12 protein-coding genes are annotated in these 18,386 nt (G+C 52.6%); all 12 read right to left on the reverse strand.

Annotated features, from left to right (window positions below):
* Window positions 1-23: 23 nt before the first annotated feature.
* The gene (locus tag SH527x_RS05890) at window positions 24-632 is read right to left on the reverse strand and encodes an NfeD family protein (RefSeq protein WP_437193724.1); all 609 of its coding nucleotides are present in this window, start codon (window positions 630-632) and stop codon (window positions 24-26) included.
* A 435-nt stretch (window positions 633-1,067) separates the two neighbouring features.
* The gene (locus SH527x_RS05895) at window positions 1,068-2,393 is read right to left on the reverse strand and encodes a PLP-dependent aminotransferase family protein (protein WP_437193725.1); all 1,326 of its coding nucleotides are present in this window, start codon (window positions 2,391-2,393) and stop codon (window positions 1,068-1,070) included.
* Window positions 2,394-2,523: 130 nt separating this feature from the next.
* Entirely contained in the window at window positions 2,524-3,162 is a 639-nt protein-coding gene (locus SH527x_RS05900; RefSeq protein WP_437193726.1) for a response regulator, read from the reverse strand.
* 14 nt (window positions 3,163-3,176) lie between these two features.
* A complete protein-coding gene (locus SH527x_RS05905; RefSeq protein WP_437193727.1) occupies window positions 3,177-6,182 on the reverse strand; it encodes a sensor histidine kinase in 3,006 nt (1,001 codons plus the stop codon).
* Between the two features lie 579 nt (window positions 6,183-6,761).
* Window positions 6,762-7,826 (reverse strand): sulfate/molybdate ABC transporter ATP-binding protein, encoded by a 1,065-nt coding sequence (locus SH527x_RS05910; protein ID WP_437193728.1) that lies wholly within the window; start codon window positions 7,824-7,826, stop codon window positions 6,762-6,764.
* 187 nt (window positions 7,827-8,013) lie between these two features.
* On the reverse strand, window positions 8,014-8,898 hold the full coding sequence (gene cysW, locus SH527x_RS05915; protein ID WP_437193729.1) for a sulfate ABC transporter permease subunit CysW: 885 nt from the start codon (window positions 8,896-8,898) through the stop codon (window positions 8,014-8,016).
* Entirely contained in the window at window positions 8,888-9,655 is a 768-nt protein-coding gene (gene cysT / locus SH527x_RS05920; protein ID WP_437194591.1) for a sulfate ABC transporter permease subunit CysT, read from the reverse strand. The genes cysW and cysT overlap by 11 nt, the downstream gene beginning before the upstream one ends.
* 461 nt (window positions 9,656-10,116) lie before the next feature.
* Window positions 10,117-11,118: a sulfate ABC transporter substrate-binding protein gene (locus SH527x_RS05925; protein WP_437193730.1), complete on the reverse strand. Its 1,002-nt coding sequence runs from the start codon at window positions 11,116-11,118 to the stop codon at window positions 10,117-10,119.
* Window positions 11,119-11,665: 547 nt separating this feature from the next.
* Window positions 11,666-13,159 carry an FAD-dependent oxidoreductase gene (locus SH527x_RS05930; RefSeq protein WP_437193731.1) on the reverse strand — a complete coding sequence of 498 codons (1,494 nt, stop codon included), beginning with the start codon at window positions 13,157-13,159 and terminating at the stop codon, window positions 11,666-11,668.
* 265 nt (window positions 13,160-13,424) lie between these two features.
* Window positions 13,425-14,252, reverse strand: a complete 828-nt coding sequence (locus SH527x_RS05935; RefSeq protein WP_437193732.1) for a formylmethanofuran dehydrogenase subunit C — start codon at window positions 14,250-14,252, stop codon at window positions 13,425-13,427.
* Between the two features lie 98 nt (window positions 14,253-14,350).
* On the reverse strand, window positions 14,351-15,565 hold the full coding sequence (locus tag SH527x_RS05940; protein WP_437193733.1) for a DUF1573 domain-containing protein: 1,215 nt from the start codon (window positions 15,563-15,565) through the stop codon (window positions 14,351-14,353).
* A 330-nt stretch (window positions 15,566-15,895) separates the two neighbouring features.
* Window positions 15,896-18,340 (reverse strand): O-antigen ligase family protein, encoded by a 2,445-nt coding sequence (locus SH527x_RS05945; RefSeq protein WP_437193734.1) that lies wholly within the window; start codon window positions 18,338-18,340, stop codon window positions 15,896-15,898.
* Window positions 18,341-18,386 lie beyond the last annotated feature (46 nt).

An 18,386-nucleotide genomic window follows, 5' to 3' on the forward strand; every position in this document is an offset into this window, starting at 1 on the left:
AATCGCGATCGCGAACTCAGGCGTCAGGCCTGCTTGTCATCGAGTTCATTCTTCCATGGATCGAATCCATCAGACTCTTCAACCAACGGCTCCGGTTCATCGCTTCGAGCTGTCGTTGGCGCATTGTCGGACCGTTCAACCGGGCGAACGACAATACGGGTCCCTCGAACTTCCACCACTTCGACGGGCGAATTCGCCTCGATCATCATTGTCTCAGCAATTGCATGGAGCCGTTCACCGTCAATGCTCACCAATCCGCCGGGAGTCATCAAATTCAGTGCAAACCCGTGCTTTCCGATCAGGCTTGTCAGATGTTTTTGCTCACGTTGATAGGGAGTCACCTCTTCGTTTGTTGGGGCGGAAAGCAGAATACGGTTTCCCAAAGGCGTCTTCTCGATCAGGACAAATGCCCCGACGATGCAGCAGGGAATAATCAGAGCAACGGTCCCGTAATAGCTCCACATCAAATAGGGATTTGATTCAGACCATGCCTGAAATGCGAAATACCCTGCCCCGAAGAAACAACATGCGGCGATAACCCCGATCGCTCCACCAGAGGGAACGAACATCTCAACGAAGATCAGGAGCATCCCTGAAATAGTGAGGATGTAGACTAGGTTTTGAGGGTCCATGACTAAGTCGTTCGCCTAGGGATCGGAATTGAGGTCAACATGGTTGAAATCCCCGTCACCGTCAAACCGGATTCTGCACATGAGTCAGAATCCGCAACTGGGGGTGACACAAGCGACCAAAATGGTCTCTCATGCTGAAGACGTTACCTGAAAGCATTAAGTCCTTTGCGAATCACGATTACAGATCGTAAACGTGTCTCGCGATGTTCGACTTTCATCGACTCATGTCAGGCAAATTCTTCCAAATGAATTCTAGTTTGTCAGACCAATCGAACAATTCATGAACCCGAATTGCTTGCAGAAAATTCCGGTTCCGTGGCAGCAGACACATTCGATCGGAATCGACATTGCTCCATAGTCGGCGTCCTGAAAAGCACGCCTCCATGGAGAAGAACGCTCGAAACGCTGGAAAACCGAAAACGTTAGTGCTGGAAATCACATGCTGATCTGCTGTCGGACTGCAACGGAAAGGCGGCGCATCCCCTCCACGATCCCTTCGCTGTTTTGAACACCAAAACTGAGACGCATTTGATTGTCCGGGTGATTCTGACCAGAGTCTGCGTAACAGATCGTTCCTGGGACGTACATCACACCTTCTTTGACCGCCGCTTGAAACAGTTCGCTTCCGAATCCGGTGCTGATTGATTCTGGCAAGCTCATCCAGACATACAAGCCCCCATGCGGGTGATGCCAGGTGACCCCAGGGATATCCGAGAAGTACTGTTCGGCCGCGGCAAGCATCGCATCACGCTTCATTGCGTAACTTTCGCGAATTCGATTCAGGTGTTGATAGTAGTCGCCGTTCTCAAGCACCTTGGCCATGATGTGCTGGCTGAAGTTGCTGGAACCGAAATCTTCGTTCCCTTTCCGATCCGCGAGTGCCGAAATGAGTGCCGTGGGGACAATCCCTAACCCAACTCGAATCCCGGGCGAAAATGTTTTGGAAAACGTTTGCGCATAAATCACAAGTTCGCGGGAAGCATCACAACTCCAGATGCTGGGGTATTCCTCCCCGTCATACCGAAGCTCCCGATAGGCAGCATCTTCGAGAATGAGAATCTGGTGTTCGCGGGACCACTTCTTCGCCAGTTCAACCAATTGATGCCGACGTTTAACCGCGAGACAGGTTCCTGCTGGATTATCGTAGTAACTCACCACATAAATCAGTTTGACTTTGGAGAGTTCCCCTGCCTTCTCAAGTTCAGCAAGCGCCTCATCAAGAGCATCGATCTTCATTCCGTGTTCGTCACTGGGAATGGTGATTGCCCGAGCTTCAACACCTGCCAGATTCCCGGCAAACACAAAATAGGTCGGACCTGCAACGAAACAGATGTCCCCGGGATCAAACAGAACTTCACAGACAAGCGACAGCAGTTGCTGCGAACCCGTTGTCAGAAAGACATTATCCAGACCGACTTTCAGATCAGACGGGTCCTGCCGCTCGAGTTTTGCAAAATGCTCCAGTCCTAACCGTCGCATTCGGATGTAACCGTGAGTCGTTCCGTACTGCAAAGCGCCGCGGCCGACGGATTCACTGGACAGCATTTCCTGCACAGCCTTCAGTGACTTATGAACCGGCAGTGTCATCGGGTCGACGAGGCCTGCCGCAAGTGAAATCACTTGAGGGTTCTCAACTCCCTGCTGCATCAGAAAGCTGATCGCCAGATCTCGAGTGGCATCCCGGCGCTGACTGAACTGAATCGGGAGACGCGTTTCTGAATGGGAAGAATCTGCTGACATCCGACCCTCGTGTGCGCTCATGATTACTCACGTCTTCTTCACTTGTATCTGACATCAACGCATCCCCCACCAAGATCAGGGAAGATGCAACAGCTCCCAATCCGGCTCGACGTTCAAGGTCGAATTGCCGGTTGCTGATGCTGATTGCCGCTTACAGGTGAATGATGCCTCGTTTCAGTGCGATTGTAACCGCATGCGTCCTGTCAGAAGCCTCAAGCTTCTGCAGAATATTCTGGACATGCATTTTGATCGTTCCGTCCGCCGTTCCAAGCTTGGCCGCAATTTCTTTATTCGCAAGTCCATGTGCCACAAGATCCAGCACCTGAATCTCGCGCGGCGTCAACATCGACCGAGAGAAGTATTCCGACAGGCGTTTCGCTGCTTCTGGAGAGACGAGAGTTTGACCGGCGAAGACCGTTCGAATGGCACTGAGAACGTCGGTGTGAACTGATTCTTTGAGAAGGTATCCGCGTATTCCGGCTTCCAACGCCCGGTAGATGTCCTGATCACCATCAAAACTCGTCAGTGCGATAATCTTGGCGTCAGGGTCTTCCGACAGGATACGTTTCACCGCGCCAATCCCGTCCAACACTGGCATCTTCAGATCGAGAAGTACGACGTCCGGTTTGGCCTTGCGGTAAAGTTCGACAGCGTCTTCGCCATTGTCGCCCTCCGCAACGAGTTCAATATCACTCTCGTTGTTCAGGATGGATGCAATCCCCTTGCGCACAAGCGGGTGGTCGTCCACGCAAAGAACACGAATCACAGTGAGTGTAAGCAATTCAGACAATTCAGGTGCCCTTCTCAGACACTGCGACTGGAATACCAAGGAGTGGTTTCCGATGGCTGGGGAGGAATCGGCACATCGATCTGAACTGTTGTACCACCTGAAGGAGAACTTTGCAGTTCAAGTATCCCATGAATTTGGATCGCACGCTCCCTCATTCCGATCAATCCATAATGCCCAGGCAATCGCCCTTCGGCACCGGCCACCTGAAATCCCCGCCCATCATCTTTAATCACCAGCCTGATTCGCCCCGACCGGAACGTCAACGTGACATGAAGATGCTTCGCATCAGCATGACGGACCGTATTAGAAATTGCCTCCTGCGCGATCCTTAACAGATGGTACTCCACCTCCATGGGAAGCTGACGAGACAATTCCTCGATATTGAGCTTCAGTTGCAAGCCATGAGTTTCCGCCGCTTGAGTCGCCGCCTGTGTGACGGCGTCTGGAAGACTCGCAGCTCCACTTGTACTTCGCAGTCCGGCAACTGTTCGTCGCGCCTCCCGCAAACAAAAGCCGGCGTCGGAGATGACTTCTTTCAATGTCTTTTGCTCAAGAGACGGTTGCAAGCGATTGGACAGCGCCTGCATTTGCATCGTCACACCAGAGAAGCCCTGAATCAGTGTATCGTGGAGTTCGCGAGCAATCCGCAGGCGTTCCGCCATCACCGCCATTAATCGTGACCGAATTTGCAGCACGCGGAGACGATAGATGCCCCAGAAGACGAAGCCCGCGAGAAATAGTGAACCAATTTTGAACCACCTTGTTTCGTAGAAATGAGGGGGCACTACGAACTCGATTGGCGCTGCAATCTCAGACCAGTTCAATGTTTGATTTGTCGCACTCACTCGAAACCGATAGTGCCTCGGAGGAAGATTGGTATAAAACGCTTCACGGCGTTCTCCGACATCGATCCAATCTTCGTCGAATCCTTCCAGCATATACCGGAATCGAACCCGTTGGGGGACCACATAAGTGGCTGCGGTATAACGAAAGGACACGTTTGCACGACCGGCAGGGAGTCGGACGGGCTGTCCCAAATCAACCCGATCCCCATTTGCCTGCATTTCCTCAATGATGACATTTGGCTTTGGCAGAGTTCGCGACAGGCGTTGTGGAGAGGCCGAAAGCACACCCTGGTTCGTTGAAAACCAAAGCAGATTATTTTCAGAAATCACCGCGCAGGGCTGCACTCCCCGTTGGCATTCAACCGTTTTCTGAGACTCTGTCGGGCTGAACGGACTGCTCACGATACGTTGAATTTCGCCGCGAGCACATTTCAGGAGTTCCTCGCGACTGACATAGAAGATCCCGCGACTGCATGCGAGCCACAACCGGTCATCAGGCTCGGCCACAACTCCGAAGATCTCATCATCATAGAGCCCTTGTTTCATCGTAAACTGAAACACGAGCCCTTTGCCGTCGAGCGAATCGACAACGAACAATCCCCGATCTCGGGTACCCATCCAGTAAAGTCCATCAACGCTTCTGATGATCGAATCGACTCCCTGCAACGCACTATAACTTTGCAGGATCTGGACCATTCCGGACTCTTTACAGAGAAACACTCCCGTCTCGGCAGAGGCAATCACACCTTCGACATCATTCGCCAGCAAATCGAGAATGGAGTGAGCTTCGCGCCCTGTTGCATTCTCTGGCGTGTGAATTTCGCCGTCCTTCCGAAACACAATCCCTTTGTTCGTGCCGATCCAAAGGACCCCGTTCTTATCCATGCACAGTGCTTGAATAATGTTCGATGGCAGACCTTTTTCAATATCCCATAAATCGATGATCTTTTTGTCCTGCATCAGACAGAGCCCGCGGTCCGTTCCGATCCAGACAGAGCCCTGCTCATCTCGCTCCAATGACAGAATCTTATTGCTCGGCAAGCCGTTCTGGGTTGTGAAGAGTGTCTTACAACTCTGTCCCTCGACCAACGCCAGACCTGCATCCAGAGTCCCTAACCAGATGTTACGATTAGAGTCTTCAAGGATCGGTCCGGCTTCATTACTTCCTAGACCTTCACTGACCGTTAACGGAACTGTGCGTCGATCGACGAATTGATTGAGACCGTTCTTCGTACCAACCCAAAGACTTCCTTCGTGGTCTTCTAAAATCGAGCACGCAGTACTCTGGGAGAGCCCGTCTCGAGTGCGAAACAGGTCCATTCCCCCATTGCGAAGTCGACAGATTCCATCTTTCGTCCCAATCCATAAACTGCCATCAGGACTGGAAGTCAGACACTCAATCCACTCATGCGGAAGTCCGTTTTCTTTTGAGTACAGAGTTTCCTGATCACCTTCAACTCTGACCAGACCATGACTTGACCCGACCCAGATCGCCTGACCATCGGCGAGCAATGTCGTCACGATGGCGGTGTCGGGAATGGACTTCATTGAAACAGCGCTAAACGTGTTTTCTGATTCGCGATAGAGAATATTTCCTGTCCCACCAACCCAGACGGCATCATCTTCGGTCTGGGTACAAGCGAGAATATTGGTCAGTGGCAAACCTTGAGCAGATCCAACTTTCTCAACATTCCAGCCAGTACTGGTCCTGACCGTGGTATCAAGCACATACACCCCATCGTCAGTGCCAATCCAAAGGTGATCGCGGGAATCCAGAAAGAGATGATGGACATTCAACAGATCAAGTCGGGCATTCGCTCCCACGACTTCCGTATCACTATCGTGATAACGGAAGACACCAGAACCATTGGTCGCCAACCAGATGGCCTTATCGTTTGACTGCTGAATATCACTAATCCAGACGTTCTCAAGCGACGGTCCATTCACCGCGTTGAGATGCTGAAACTTCAATCCATCGAACTGATGTAATCCCGCCTGAGTTCCGAGAAGCAGAATTCCATCCTGAGTCTGATGCAGGGACAGAATCGACGCTCTTGGTAATCCTTGTGGAGCTTGCCACTTTCGAAGGAATGCCTGCGTGAGAAATCGATCAGGGGCCAACGCAAATGCAGTGTCAGAAATTAGAAGACAGAATGCCAACGCGAGGAAACTCACCGCGATGTGACATCCCTGTGAAGATCTGACTGGGAAATTGATCGTCCAGACCAAGTTACAGTTCCCTTGAGACAGTGGCGATGTGGTCATTTCCGTAAGCGGATCGCACTTACATCCAATGCCTTGCCTGAGAAGCAAAAAGCGATTCGCAAGGAATCTGCACTGATTCCCGAAAAGACTTTCCTTGGGGGCAAGGCAAGTCATCTTTCAATAATCGCATTAGAACGAATAGGGAATTACCGAATCAAGGTTCTAATCGCGATCTTGAATGAGTCGCTGAAAATCTGCGAAATCCAGGCCGAGAATTCCCACCAGTCAGCGAGCGTACCGCGAACAAGAGCAGACCTGAAAGTCATGCGTCACGCAGGTATTCATCTCTTCAAGATTTGAACTTCAGTACCCGATTGAAGAGGAAGCACGATGGCTCCGCAATCGGTCTGAAAGTGTTCACGCAAGCACATACAAAGAAGCCGAGGCCCACGTTTGACGACGGAGCCCTAGCCCTGCTGTTTGTCCAAAGGATTCAAACAGGAATCGCCGCTTCCGCGATCACTTCAACACAGAGAGACCTGAACGGGTTTAGATCGAATACTCGGCTTCCGGCATGAAAACTCTGGCCGATTTCGGACGCACAAACACCGCATCCCCAATCGCCAGATTCAATTCCCGCGTGCGTTCACGGACCAGATCAACGGTCAATTCGATGCCATATTCATCGAGACAAACGCGAACTTTGACAACAGAACTGCTCGGATTTAACTGAACAACGCGTCCCTGCAGTGAGGCAATCGACGTTGGTGAACGCTCGATCTCAAGTTCATGCGGACGCACATACGCGGTCGCCTGACGCGGCTCATCATGTTGGTAGTCAGCATATGCCAGCTGAAACGGACCGACGTGTGCGGTCCCGGCCTGAACTCGCCCGTGAAAGACGTTCACATTCCCAAGGAAGTCCATCACAAACGGGGTCGCAGGATGATCGAACACCTCTTGAGGCGTTCCAGCCTGCTCAATATTCCCCTGTCGCATGACAACAACTTTGTCCGCAACCTCAAACGCTTCTTCCTGATCGTGTGTCACGAAGACCGTGGTCACGTGCATTTCTTCATGCAACCGACGCAACCATGTTCGCAATTCCTGACGGACCTTGGCGTCCAAAGCACCGAACGGCTCATCCAGCAACAGCATTCGTGGGCGAACAGCAAGAGCCCTCGCCAATGCAACTCGCTGACGCTGGCCACCTGACAATTCACTTGGATAGCGATGCCCAAGACCTTCAAGACGGACCAAAGACAACAACTCGTTGACGCGCAACTTCACTTCAGCATTGTTGACTTTGCGAACTCGCATTCCAAACGCAATGTTTTCAAACACTGTCATGTGTCGAAACAACGCATAATGCTGGAAGACGAACCCGACACCGCGATCACGAGCGGCTTGCTTCGTCACGTCTTCGTCTTCAAACAGAATTGAGCCACGGTCAGCATGTTCGAGACCGGCAATGATTCTCAACAAGCTGGTTTTCCCAGAGCCAGATGGCCCCAGCAATGCGAGGAGGCAGCCGGAAGGGACTTCGAGGCTGACATTTTCGAGCGCAGTGAACTCTCCGAATTTCTTCGTGATGTGACGAATGGTAATACTCATAATCGTCCTGCTTTTCTATTCCTGCCCGGATGTCAGCATTCAAGCGATGACACCCGCTCAGGCTGTGAGAGTCCTCGAAACTCTCTCAATTTGTCTTCAGAAATTCCGGTCAGGAATCTTCCCCTGTTTCGGCATCTGAAAGACAGGTCTTTCACTTTTATCCAATGTCACTCAGGCGTTACTCGCCTTATTCTACATCATTGAAACGTGCAGCATCTTGAGCTGCGATCCACCGTTCCAGAATGACCTTCGCGACGAGCGTTGACAATGCCATCAGTGTCAGCAACGACGCGACCGCGAACGATCCTGGGTTATTATACTCCTGATAGAGCTTTTCAACCCGAAGCGGCATGGTGTCTGTTTCCCCGGAAATATGGCCGGAGACCACGTAAACAGCACCGAATTCCCCAATTGCTCGGGCGTTGCACTGGATAATTCCGTAGAGCAACCCCCATTTAATATTCGGGAGAGTGATTCGCCAGAAGAGCTGCCAAGGGTTCGCACCAAGGCTGACAGCAGCGAGTTCCTCGTCTTTCCCCAACGCCTGCATCAGCGGAATCAACTCGCGCGCAATGAACGGCATCGTCACAAAGCAGGTGGCCAGAACCAATCCAGGCCATGCAAAAATGATTCGAATGTCATACTCGCGAAGAGTTGGTCCCAGATAACCCTGCATTCCGAACAGCAACACAAACATCAACCCTGCAACAACAGGGGAAATTGCGAATGGCACGTCCAGCAACGACATCAATACTGCACGACCGGGGAAACGGAACTTAGTAATCGACCAAGCCGCCGCGATTCCGAAAACCGTGTTCAACACGACCGCCACAGGGGCGACCGTCATCGTCAACCAAATTGCGTGCCTGGTGTCAGAGTCGTCAACCAGGTTACTCCAGAACTGTCCGAGCCCTGGCTTGATTGCCTCATAAAAGACGTAATACAGCGGAACGAGAATCAACCCGACAACGATCAGATAGCACAATCCAATGAGCACACAACGCAACCAAAGTGGCTCGTTGGGTGCTGCACAGGAGACACGCGACAGACCATGGTGCCCTTTAATTTGCATAGCGCTGACTCCTTCTTTCAAGCCAGTTGATTGTCGCCAGCGAAACCAGAGAACCAGTCACGAGCACCATCGCGATTGCAGTCGCTTCGGGGTACGAAAACTCTTCGAGCCGTGCCACGATCAACACCGGAGCGATCTCCGTCTTGAACGGCATATTTCCAGAGATAAAGACAACAGACCCGTATTCCCCCAAACCTCGGGCGAATGCCAGTGCGAATCCAGTCAGAATACTTGGCCACATCGCAGGGAACAAAACCAGCCGGAATGTCTGCCAGCGATTCGCCCCCATCGACTCAGCGGCTTCCTCAGTATCCCGCTCCATACTTTCGAGGACCGGCTGCACCGTTCGGACCACGAATGGCATTCCGATGAACGTCAGAACGATCACAATCCCGAGTTGGGTATAAGCCCCTTTAATGCCCAGCGGAACGAGAAACTGACCATACCAGCCCTGCTCAACGAGCAGTGCAGAGAAAACCAGCCCGGCAACCGCAGTTGGGAGAGCAAACGGAAGGTCGATCAGTGCATCCAGAAAACGTCGACCAAAAAACTCGTAGCGAACAAGCACCCAGGCAGTCAGCACACCGCAAACCGCACTCGCCATTGCAGCCAGAAGTGACGTTTTGAATGTCACAAGGTAAGCAGCTTGAGCTCGTGCCGACCACACTGCAGCCAGAAACGCTTGAGGAGTCAGCTCAGATGTTTTCAGAACGCAGGCTGCCAATGGAATCAGCAGCAACACGGACAAATACGCCATCGTAATGCCCAGGCTGAGACCGAAGCCTGGCAATGGACTTTTACGTAAAAGCGGATGTGGTGTTGAATTTGGCAAATTGGATTCCGCGGCAATCTTTTTGGGATGATCGCCGGGATCCTTGGGTGTCGCCGTTTCAACAATGCCAGACTGCGACACAGATGTCCTCTCACCGACTTCAATAAAGGAAACGTAAAACCTGTCCGTCAAGGCTCGTTTCCATCACAAAAAGAGACGCCGAAATAGCTGAAACAAGGAGTCCCGGACGAAGTTTCAGGGGAGAACTTCATCATTGAAGGGCTTCCTGTCAAGTTCCAATACTCAAGCGAGGCGATTTCGGAGCCTGAAAAGACCATGTTGGTGAGTTCTGCTTTTGCCTGCCAGTCAAAGTCGGTCAACTGGTGAACCGAAGCGGACACATGGAAAAACGCCGGAAATTCCTTGAAAACCAGCGTCTCGTTCAACTATTTATTGGCCTGATAGATGGCATCAAAAACGCCACCTTCAGCAAAAAATCGAGTTTGGGCCGCGTCCCAGCTTTCGGCAACTTTTGTCACCTGAAACAGCTCCAGATCAGGGAACGAGCTCCGATGAGCTTCCAAAACCTTGGCATCCGTTGGGCGGTAATGGTGCTTCGCAATGATTTCCTGACCTTCAGGTGTGTACAGGAATTTCAAATACTCTTCCGCAACTTCCCGAGTCCCTTTTCGATCAACGGTTTTGTCGACGATCGCAATGTGCGGCTCAGCAAGAATACTCGATTTCGGATAGATGATTTGAAGCTTCCCGCCAGCTTCTTTGAGCTCAAGATGTGCTTCGTTTTCCCAAGTCAAATGGACATCGCCTAATCCGCGCTGAGCGAAAGAGGTGGTTGCTCCGCGTGCTCCAGTGTCCAGAACTGGCACCCGACGATAAAGATCTGTCACGAATGCCTGAGCCTGTTCTTCGTTTCCACCAGCCTGAATCACACTCCCCCAGGCCGCAAGAAACGCAAGCTTTCCATTCCCTGATGTTTTCGGGCTCGGAGTGATGACAGAAACGTCTCCCTTCACGAGATCGCCCCAGTCCTGAATGTTCTTAGGGTTCCCTTCGCGTACAACGAACACGATCGTGGACGTATACGGCAGGCTTCGGTTGGGGAATTTCTCAATCCACCCGTCAGCAATCAGTCCCTTTTTGTGAATGGCGTCGACATCCGACCAGAGTGCGAGAGTTGCGACGTCCGCCTCGAGACCATCGATAATCGAGCGAGCCTGAGGACCTGAGCCCCCATGAGACTGCTTGACCTTCAGGGATTTCTTGTGTGTTTCGTTGAACTTTGGAATGAAAGCCGCGTTCAGATCCTTCCACAACTCACGAGTCGGATCGTAGGAGACATTGAGCAGTTCAACCGTCCCGCCTTCTTTGCCTCCGCCGTTCCCGCATCCAACAACTGATCCCACGACAAAAAGTGAGAGTGCCAGCAAGCTGAATGCTGCAGACTTTGATGTCAAATTCTGGTGAGAACCCGAGCGTGAGCGAAAGAACATAATCAGCCCTGCGATGAATCGCGTAGAAGCAAACAGACTAACAACCACCAAGCTAGTCGTGCTTTATACTCAGCAAAAGCTCCAAAAGTCAAGCATGGGAATTTCGCAGAGTCTTGGAAGTCCTGACTCTACCTGAAAATCCGTTCAAAAAGTTGCCTAGAAAAAGCCTCGACAGTTCCGCCGTAACCAGAGCGAATCCGGGACTCGAAAGATCAGCTTCGAAATCGATGGCGCAAAGAAGAAGAAATCGCAACCTTCTTGAAAATAACCACTTAGACAAGAGAAACGGCCGAAATCGAGCTCCAACTCGTCGCGATCTCGAATCCAGAAGAGGGGAAATCCCCCCCGCCTCGGACGCGATCTCACCGCATGCGCGGTTTTCCGGAGGAGATCCAAATTTGCGGAATGCTCCTACCCCGACGGAAGTCCTCCGTCTGGTGACCAGAGCGACATCCGCTGCGTTCCGTAAAGAAGCCAATCCGGTCTAAACCGAGAACTGACCTCGGGGCAAGTACGTTTCCGCGAGCTTTCCAAACCGATTCAGCTGATCTTCCTGCCAATCCGGCCCGAACTGAAGCTCCCGTGCCATGATGTTGGCGACTACGGGCGCAACACTCAGCGCTGCTCTGGTATCCAAGAGCAGAAGCCGGCACCGGCGACTCAAAACGTCTTCGACCGTTCTGGCGGACTCGTCGTGAATCGCTTTCAGCACAAATTCATTCGTAATCGACTCGACAGACTGAGGAGCATTCGGCTCGTCCTGGAGATTGCCAGTGAGCTGCATGTTCTCTGTCGCCGATGGACGATTCTCAAGCCTTGCAGCTTCGATCGCGGCATTCACCGCATCAAGAGCCATTCGCCGGTATGTCGTCCACTTCCCGCCAGTGACAGTCACCATTCCGCTGGACGACGTGCTCACATGATGGTCGCGAGAGAGCTTTGAGGTCGCCGAGGTCCCCTTAGCACTCACGAGTGGCCGGAGCCCGCTGAAACAACTGCGGATGTCAGCCACTGTCACCTCACGACACAAATAGCGAGTCGCGTGATGCAGAAGGAACTCAATTTCATCGTCTCGCGGAATCGGATCAAGAACCGGTTCGGCAACCGGAACATCTGTGGTTCCAATCACAACCGAGCCGTGCCATGGGATGATAAAGACGACACGCCCATCGTCTGTGCTGGGGATGATGATCGCTGTCTCACCCGGTAGAAATGAGCGATCGACAACAATATGGGTCCCCTGACTCACCTTCAGAATCGGCGGTGAAGAAGCATCATCCATCTCTCGAAGCGAATCCGTGAAGATCCCCGTCGCGTTGATGACAGCCTTTGCCGCGACCTCGTATTGCTTCTGAGTTTCAACGTCTTTCACGACAACTCCGGATACGCGCCCATTGCTCTTGAGCAATGACGTCACCCGCGTGTAATTCAACGCTGTCCCACCGAGTTTTTCGACACAGGAAGCCATCGCAATCGCCAGTCGCGCGTCATCAAACTGAGCGTCGAAGTAAGAGACCCCCCCGCTCAATTTGTCTGCTCGAATTGTATTGACGCGCCGTTGGACATCCGCTGTTGAAAGCATTTTTGAGCTCGTCATGCCCAGCTTTCCTGCCAGCAGGTCGTATGCCTTCAGCCCAACGCCATAGAACAAGCGCTCCGGAAGCGAGAACGTCGGAATCACGAACTCCAATGGCTTCACCAGCCCCGGCGCGTTTCGCAACAATAGGCCCCGCTCGTGCAATGACTCACGAACAAGTGAAACATTTCCCTGTTTCAAATAGCGGACGCCGCCGTGAATCAGTTTCGTGCTTCTACTGGAGGTCGCTTTACAGAAGTCGCTCTGTTCAATCAGCAAGGTCCGGAACCCGCGTGATGCAGCATCGACGGCAGAGCCAAGTCCGGTTGCCCCGCCCCCAACGATCACGACATCCCAAACCTGGCCGGTCAATTCAGAAAGCAACTGTTCCCGAGTCCGCATTGGGTGACCTACATCTTTGAGGTGAGTTGTGAAAACGGCGGTGCTGCGCCATCTGCGATGAAAATCCGGTTGGCCGCCCCTGCTGCCTCGTCCCGGATTCTGTCCCATCAATTCGAAATTCGCACTGAAGTCATCAATTCAAATAGAAATCGAGACCAGTCGATTTCCCGTACTTTAACAGTGTCTGCAACGTGGCGTATACGTCTCTGAAATACTTTGTTGCGACGAAATGCCGTCGGCAGTGAACTGATGCTTCCGCAACCCATTACCGGACTGAAGGGAAGAAGAGCTCACCGAGACCGAGTTCCAGACCGTCTCCTCGAAAGCAATCGAAGTTTGCAGTCCACCATGCTTCTGGAATCGTCATCCCGGCCTGTTTCAACTCTTTAAAAAGCAGGTTTAGAAAGACAGGATGCGACGAACAGGAATATGCGAACGGAGGAAGGAGCTCAGAAGATCCATTATCCCCCCCGACAAGGATCGTCCCTCGTTTCATGCGAGCCCCCAGGTGAACACCAGCACCGCCGAGCAAGCAAAGTGTTCCGGCAATCATTCCGATTCCGCAACCATCTCCGGCGACTCCCTGCACCGCGATCACTCCACTGCGCATCCTCTCGCCAATCGAGTTTCCTGCGGTTCCCTGCACGAGAATCATTCCGCCAGACATGCCTCGACGCGCATCGATGCAAGCGGCCCCAGCATAATTCCCGACATTCCCGTCGATTCGGATGATGCCCCCTGACATGCCGGCACCAACCCAATCCCCGGCATCGTCAGAAACCGTGATCTCTCCTCCAGACATCCCGGAACCAAGTCGAGCTCCAACTGAACCAACGACCCGAATTCGGCCCTGAGCCAGATTCGCCCCAATTGAGTTCACCCGTCGCAGATCGCCCTGAAAAAGGACCTCGTTCGGATCTGCCGCGTGCTCCCGAACTTCAAACAGTTCTCCACAGGAGAGCTGCGAATTCCCGTACCAAATCGGGCTACGTTTCAGCTGTTCAAGCGTGAGTGGAGCGATCAACTCCGGAATCAGCGGACTTGCGTCGACTGGAACCGTGAAAGGGCCTGTCGGCTGAAACAAGCGTGACATAGGCCACTCTCAAAATTCCACACCTGAGTGTCCATGACTGAACGACAACAGGCAAGATCACGCGAACCGCACGAACCAGCCATTCAACAGGGAAAGGATCAATCGACATTCAGATGCAGTTTGATCTCCAGTTCCTTCACGTTCGGATGGTTTGTCTTCAAAACCAGCTTCCCGGGGTTGGATGATGTCCATATCCCCTTTGGGCTGTTCGGAGGGACAGACACAAACAGGGAGTAGCGTTCTCGGGCGAGCTCCTTTCCTGTTTGTTCAGGCTTCAATCTGGCAGTCACGTATCCAGGGTCAGCGGTCACTTCCGTGAGCTTGAGTTCTTCGTCACCAGGACTGATCATGACGGTAAACTTGACTTCCTTCCCCTTCCCCTGCTCGATACTTCCCAGCTCGATCAGCGGACCACCAGCGAACCAGTTTGGCCCAATAATGGTGAGCGCCCCGGTACGTGTCCCTGTGACCTCGAGTTCAAACTTCGGGTGCTTCTCTAAATCGGTGTGAATGACGACAGACTCTTTCACTGTCGTTGGAGCTTCAATCCCCTTGAGATGCCCCTTCAGGTGATAACCGACGCGCAATCCTCGTTGTTCCAATTCTTCCGCAGAGTAAGGAATCGCTTCGAGTTTCACCTTGTCGTCCGGAACTTCGATCTTGGTGATCGCAAACTTTTCAATAACGGAAGACTCCAAAGAGCCGACTAGAGGAATGTCGTTTGAGTTGGAGAATGGCCCAAGATTCCATCCGGTGGTCGGAGTGACGATAATCTCTGGGAACATCTCTCCGGACACGCCCAGATTAATTTCTGCCATTGTCGGGTCGTTTGAATAGATGGTCGCCGATTGCGAGAACTCGCCGATATCTTTCGGAGTCCAGGCAAGGTGAATCACCGTCTGCCCCCCCGGCGGGATCTCCTGTTCCTTCAATCCGCTGACCGTACACTTGCACTGGGCAGGCCCGCGAGCAAGCTTCAAGGGAGCTTTGCCGACGTTCTTCACAACGAAGTCGTGTTTCCCGGTTTCGCCGAGTGCCATACGCCCGAAAGCGAAGTGAATCTCGGGAACTTCTGCCTTCGGCTGGTTCTCTCCGGTCCCAATCTTGAATGGATTTTGACGGTAATGATCTTTGTCTGGATCACCAGCCGATTCCTCTTCAGGATGATCCGGAGACTCTGAATCATGAGTGTGGGAATCGTGCTGATGGACCTGCTTCGGCGGCGTTGGAGCCACTCTGCCGAAAACCCAGGACAGGATTGCCAGACCGACGATCAAAGTGGCAATGACAGCAAGTGTCTGAAGTGGCTTCACAGTGCAATCCCCAATTCCAGCCAAGCACATGCAAATCGACCAGAACAACCGGCACGCTCACCGGGCTGTTCTCAAACTGGCGTTTCCGATCCGGCTCGCCCCTGAAAACCATCAGAAAGCCAACTCTCAGAAACGCATTCGAGTCCGCATAAAACTCTCATGCATCTTAGAAACAGTTTCATTAAGCGAAAAGCGAGCCACTGAATGGACATCGGAAGATTGACGACATCGAAAGCGCAAAATCCACATTGCCGGGCTGCCACGGCTTCACTGTAAATGGATCATGAAGCTCCAACGACAGCGATTTTCCCTCAAAAAAGTCACGCATTCCTACTCTTTTTGCTCACTGAGACCTTCAAGCTGCTTCCTCTTTGCCTCTGGTAGCAATTTGTCGAAGTGCTGATTCTTCCGATTGAGATCATCCAGCTCCAGCGCTTTGGCAATTGCCGCACTGGCTGGCTTTCCGCTCGCATCCAAAGCGAGTGCGTACAAAGCCCACAAAGGGGAATGTTGTGGATATTGCTTCAAACCACGTTCACATGCTGTCACTGCTTCGCTGGCGAATTCAGGATTCGGTTCATTTCGATAGCGATCCATCCAGAACTCCGCCCGAATGAATTGTCTCTTGGCAGCAAACGGATCACGCTGATCGGCCAGTTCAAGTTCCTCAATCGACTTATTGAAAAGCGCCGAATTGCTTCGATCCTGCAACCACCTGTGATGAGCCAGCATTGCCAGTTGCTGGTGCGGTTCTGGAGAAAGCGTATCCGCTGCAGCAGCCTGCTCCAGTAATCGCTCTACGGCACGCTGATTTCCCTGAGTCAACATCTCGTGCCTCGCTCGATCCAGCAACAGGCTACTGTTCAAGTAAGGAAGCAGCCCAGTCCAGACACAGAGCACCGTTAATGTGAGTCCTGTGATCGTCGCTCCCAGAAGTGGGACCTGCGAATCGGTGCGAGAATTCCCGACCTCGATTACTTGTGTTGACTCTGATTTTGAAATCGGTTCTGGCATCGCAAGCAAGAAGAGAAGCAGGAGCAATTGCAGAACCCCCGGCATGCTCAGGCCACCAGCTCCGCAAAGATGCACAAAGATTGCGATTCCTGCTGCGAGCATGAACGGCCGATCCGGGCCTCGGTCAACAAGTACGAACCGCAAACCAGCGGCAATGACCAGCCAGACAAACATCACGCCGATCAAGATGTCATCTGTGAAACCTTCAAACAACCATTCTTCAACGAGAACTGCTCCAAAAGCCGCGACACCCACTAACAGAACATTCTTCCATGCCAACTTGCGTCCGACGGACTTCGCGACGCTCGCTTCAGAAACAACATTGTCGCCTGTTGGATTCATGCCTAAACGCGTAGAAAGGAGGGGGAGCGCACACCAGACAAGCCAGCCGATCGCAAGTGCCAACACCCCTACCAAAGCGATCATCCCGCCATGCGCCCACGCGTCCAGCACAAACTGATGAGGGTCCAGAATTTCTTCACTCGCACCGGGAAGCTTGTGTTTGATGTAGTGCTGGCGGAAATTTCCTGGTCCAACTCCGAAAAGAACGTGTTCACGAATCACACCAAGAGTCGACTGCCAGTATTCCAAACGATACTGGAGGCTTTTGGGAGCTTCACTCAATACTTCACGATCCAGCCCTCCTAACTTCGCGAGGACAACCACCAGAACAACAAGGCCGACAAGAGAGACGCCGACCGCGCGTATTGTCCCGCTGCTCCACTTCGATCGAGCAACACCAAATACAATCCCCAGCCACACGAACGCGACCCCGACACCAATCACTGCGGTGCGACTTTTTGTCAGAACCAGACAGGCAACAAGTAACGTCGTCAGCCCCACCACAGCAGCAAGCCTGCCCGGCGTGCGATTCATTCTGACGATCTGCACCAGAGAATCGAAGGCGAAAAACAGCCCGACGACCAGTAGTGTGGCAAGGGAATTCGCCAGCGCAAATCGACCAATCGGCTCCACACTCTGCATGGCACGATTGATCAGCCCTTTTCGACCATTCTCGTCCAGGGTGAGCAAGTCACCGCCGACCGTCGAAACGAGTTCTGTATATCGACTCTGCTCGACCGAACTGAGCACTTCATTCCGTTCGATTCGTGTTCGCAGCTCCAGCACTTCTTTCAGCTCGCAGGCCTGTTGAGGATACCAGACAAAATGCTGCCAGAGTCCAAGTAGCGCGAGCGCCGCGAATGTGATCAGGAGTGTTACAGGAAGCAGACGGCGGAATGATTCTGAACGCCACTGATCGCGGACCATGAACCACATCACCGCAATCGAAAGCCATTCCCAAAGACCGTTTAACGCTGCCCGCTTATCTCCGAGTCCTGTCAAGACAACAACCGCGGCAAGACAATTCCCGGCAACGAGCAGCGTAACTCCAATGTCAGTCCAGTTCCAACGCGGAAACGTCCATCCGGTGTGACGAGAAAGCCACCAGCAGCGCACAGTTGCCAATGCGAACCAGCCTGTCGCAATCCACAGCGTTTGACCTTGCTCCGCTCCTTCCGTCGGCACCAAGAATCGGGTGAGAATCAGAGCGATTGTCACGACATCCCAGAAGGCCCAGGCGGAGACCTGAGATCCACCTGATTTCGTCGCCGAAGCCTGTTTTATTCGCCGCGCCGCCACAGAAAGTCCTGTCGAAAACCCGTTCAAATCAAACGCAAATGAGGAGTCTCCATTGGACAGCATTTCAGAGAGAAGAGAAAGCGTACGAGACCGAGGAGCCCGCACAATCTCCGCAGTCATCCCATTCCCCGCAGACAACAAATAACTCGGAGTCAATTGACATCGC

Origin of the sequence: Planctomicrobium limosum, assembly GCF_051465645.1 — a bacterium.
In the GTDB taxonomy this organism is placed as follows: domain Bacteria; phylum Planctomycetota; class Planctomycetia; order Planctomycetales; family Planctomycetaceae; genus Planctomicrobium.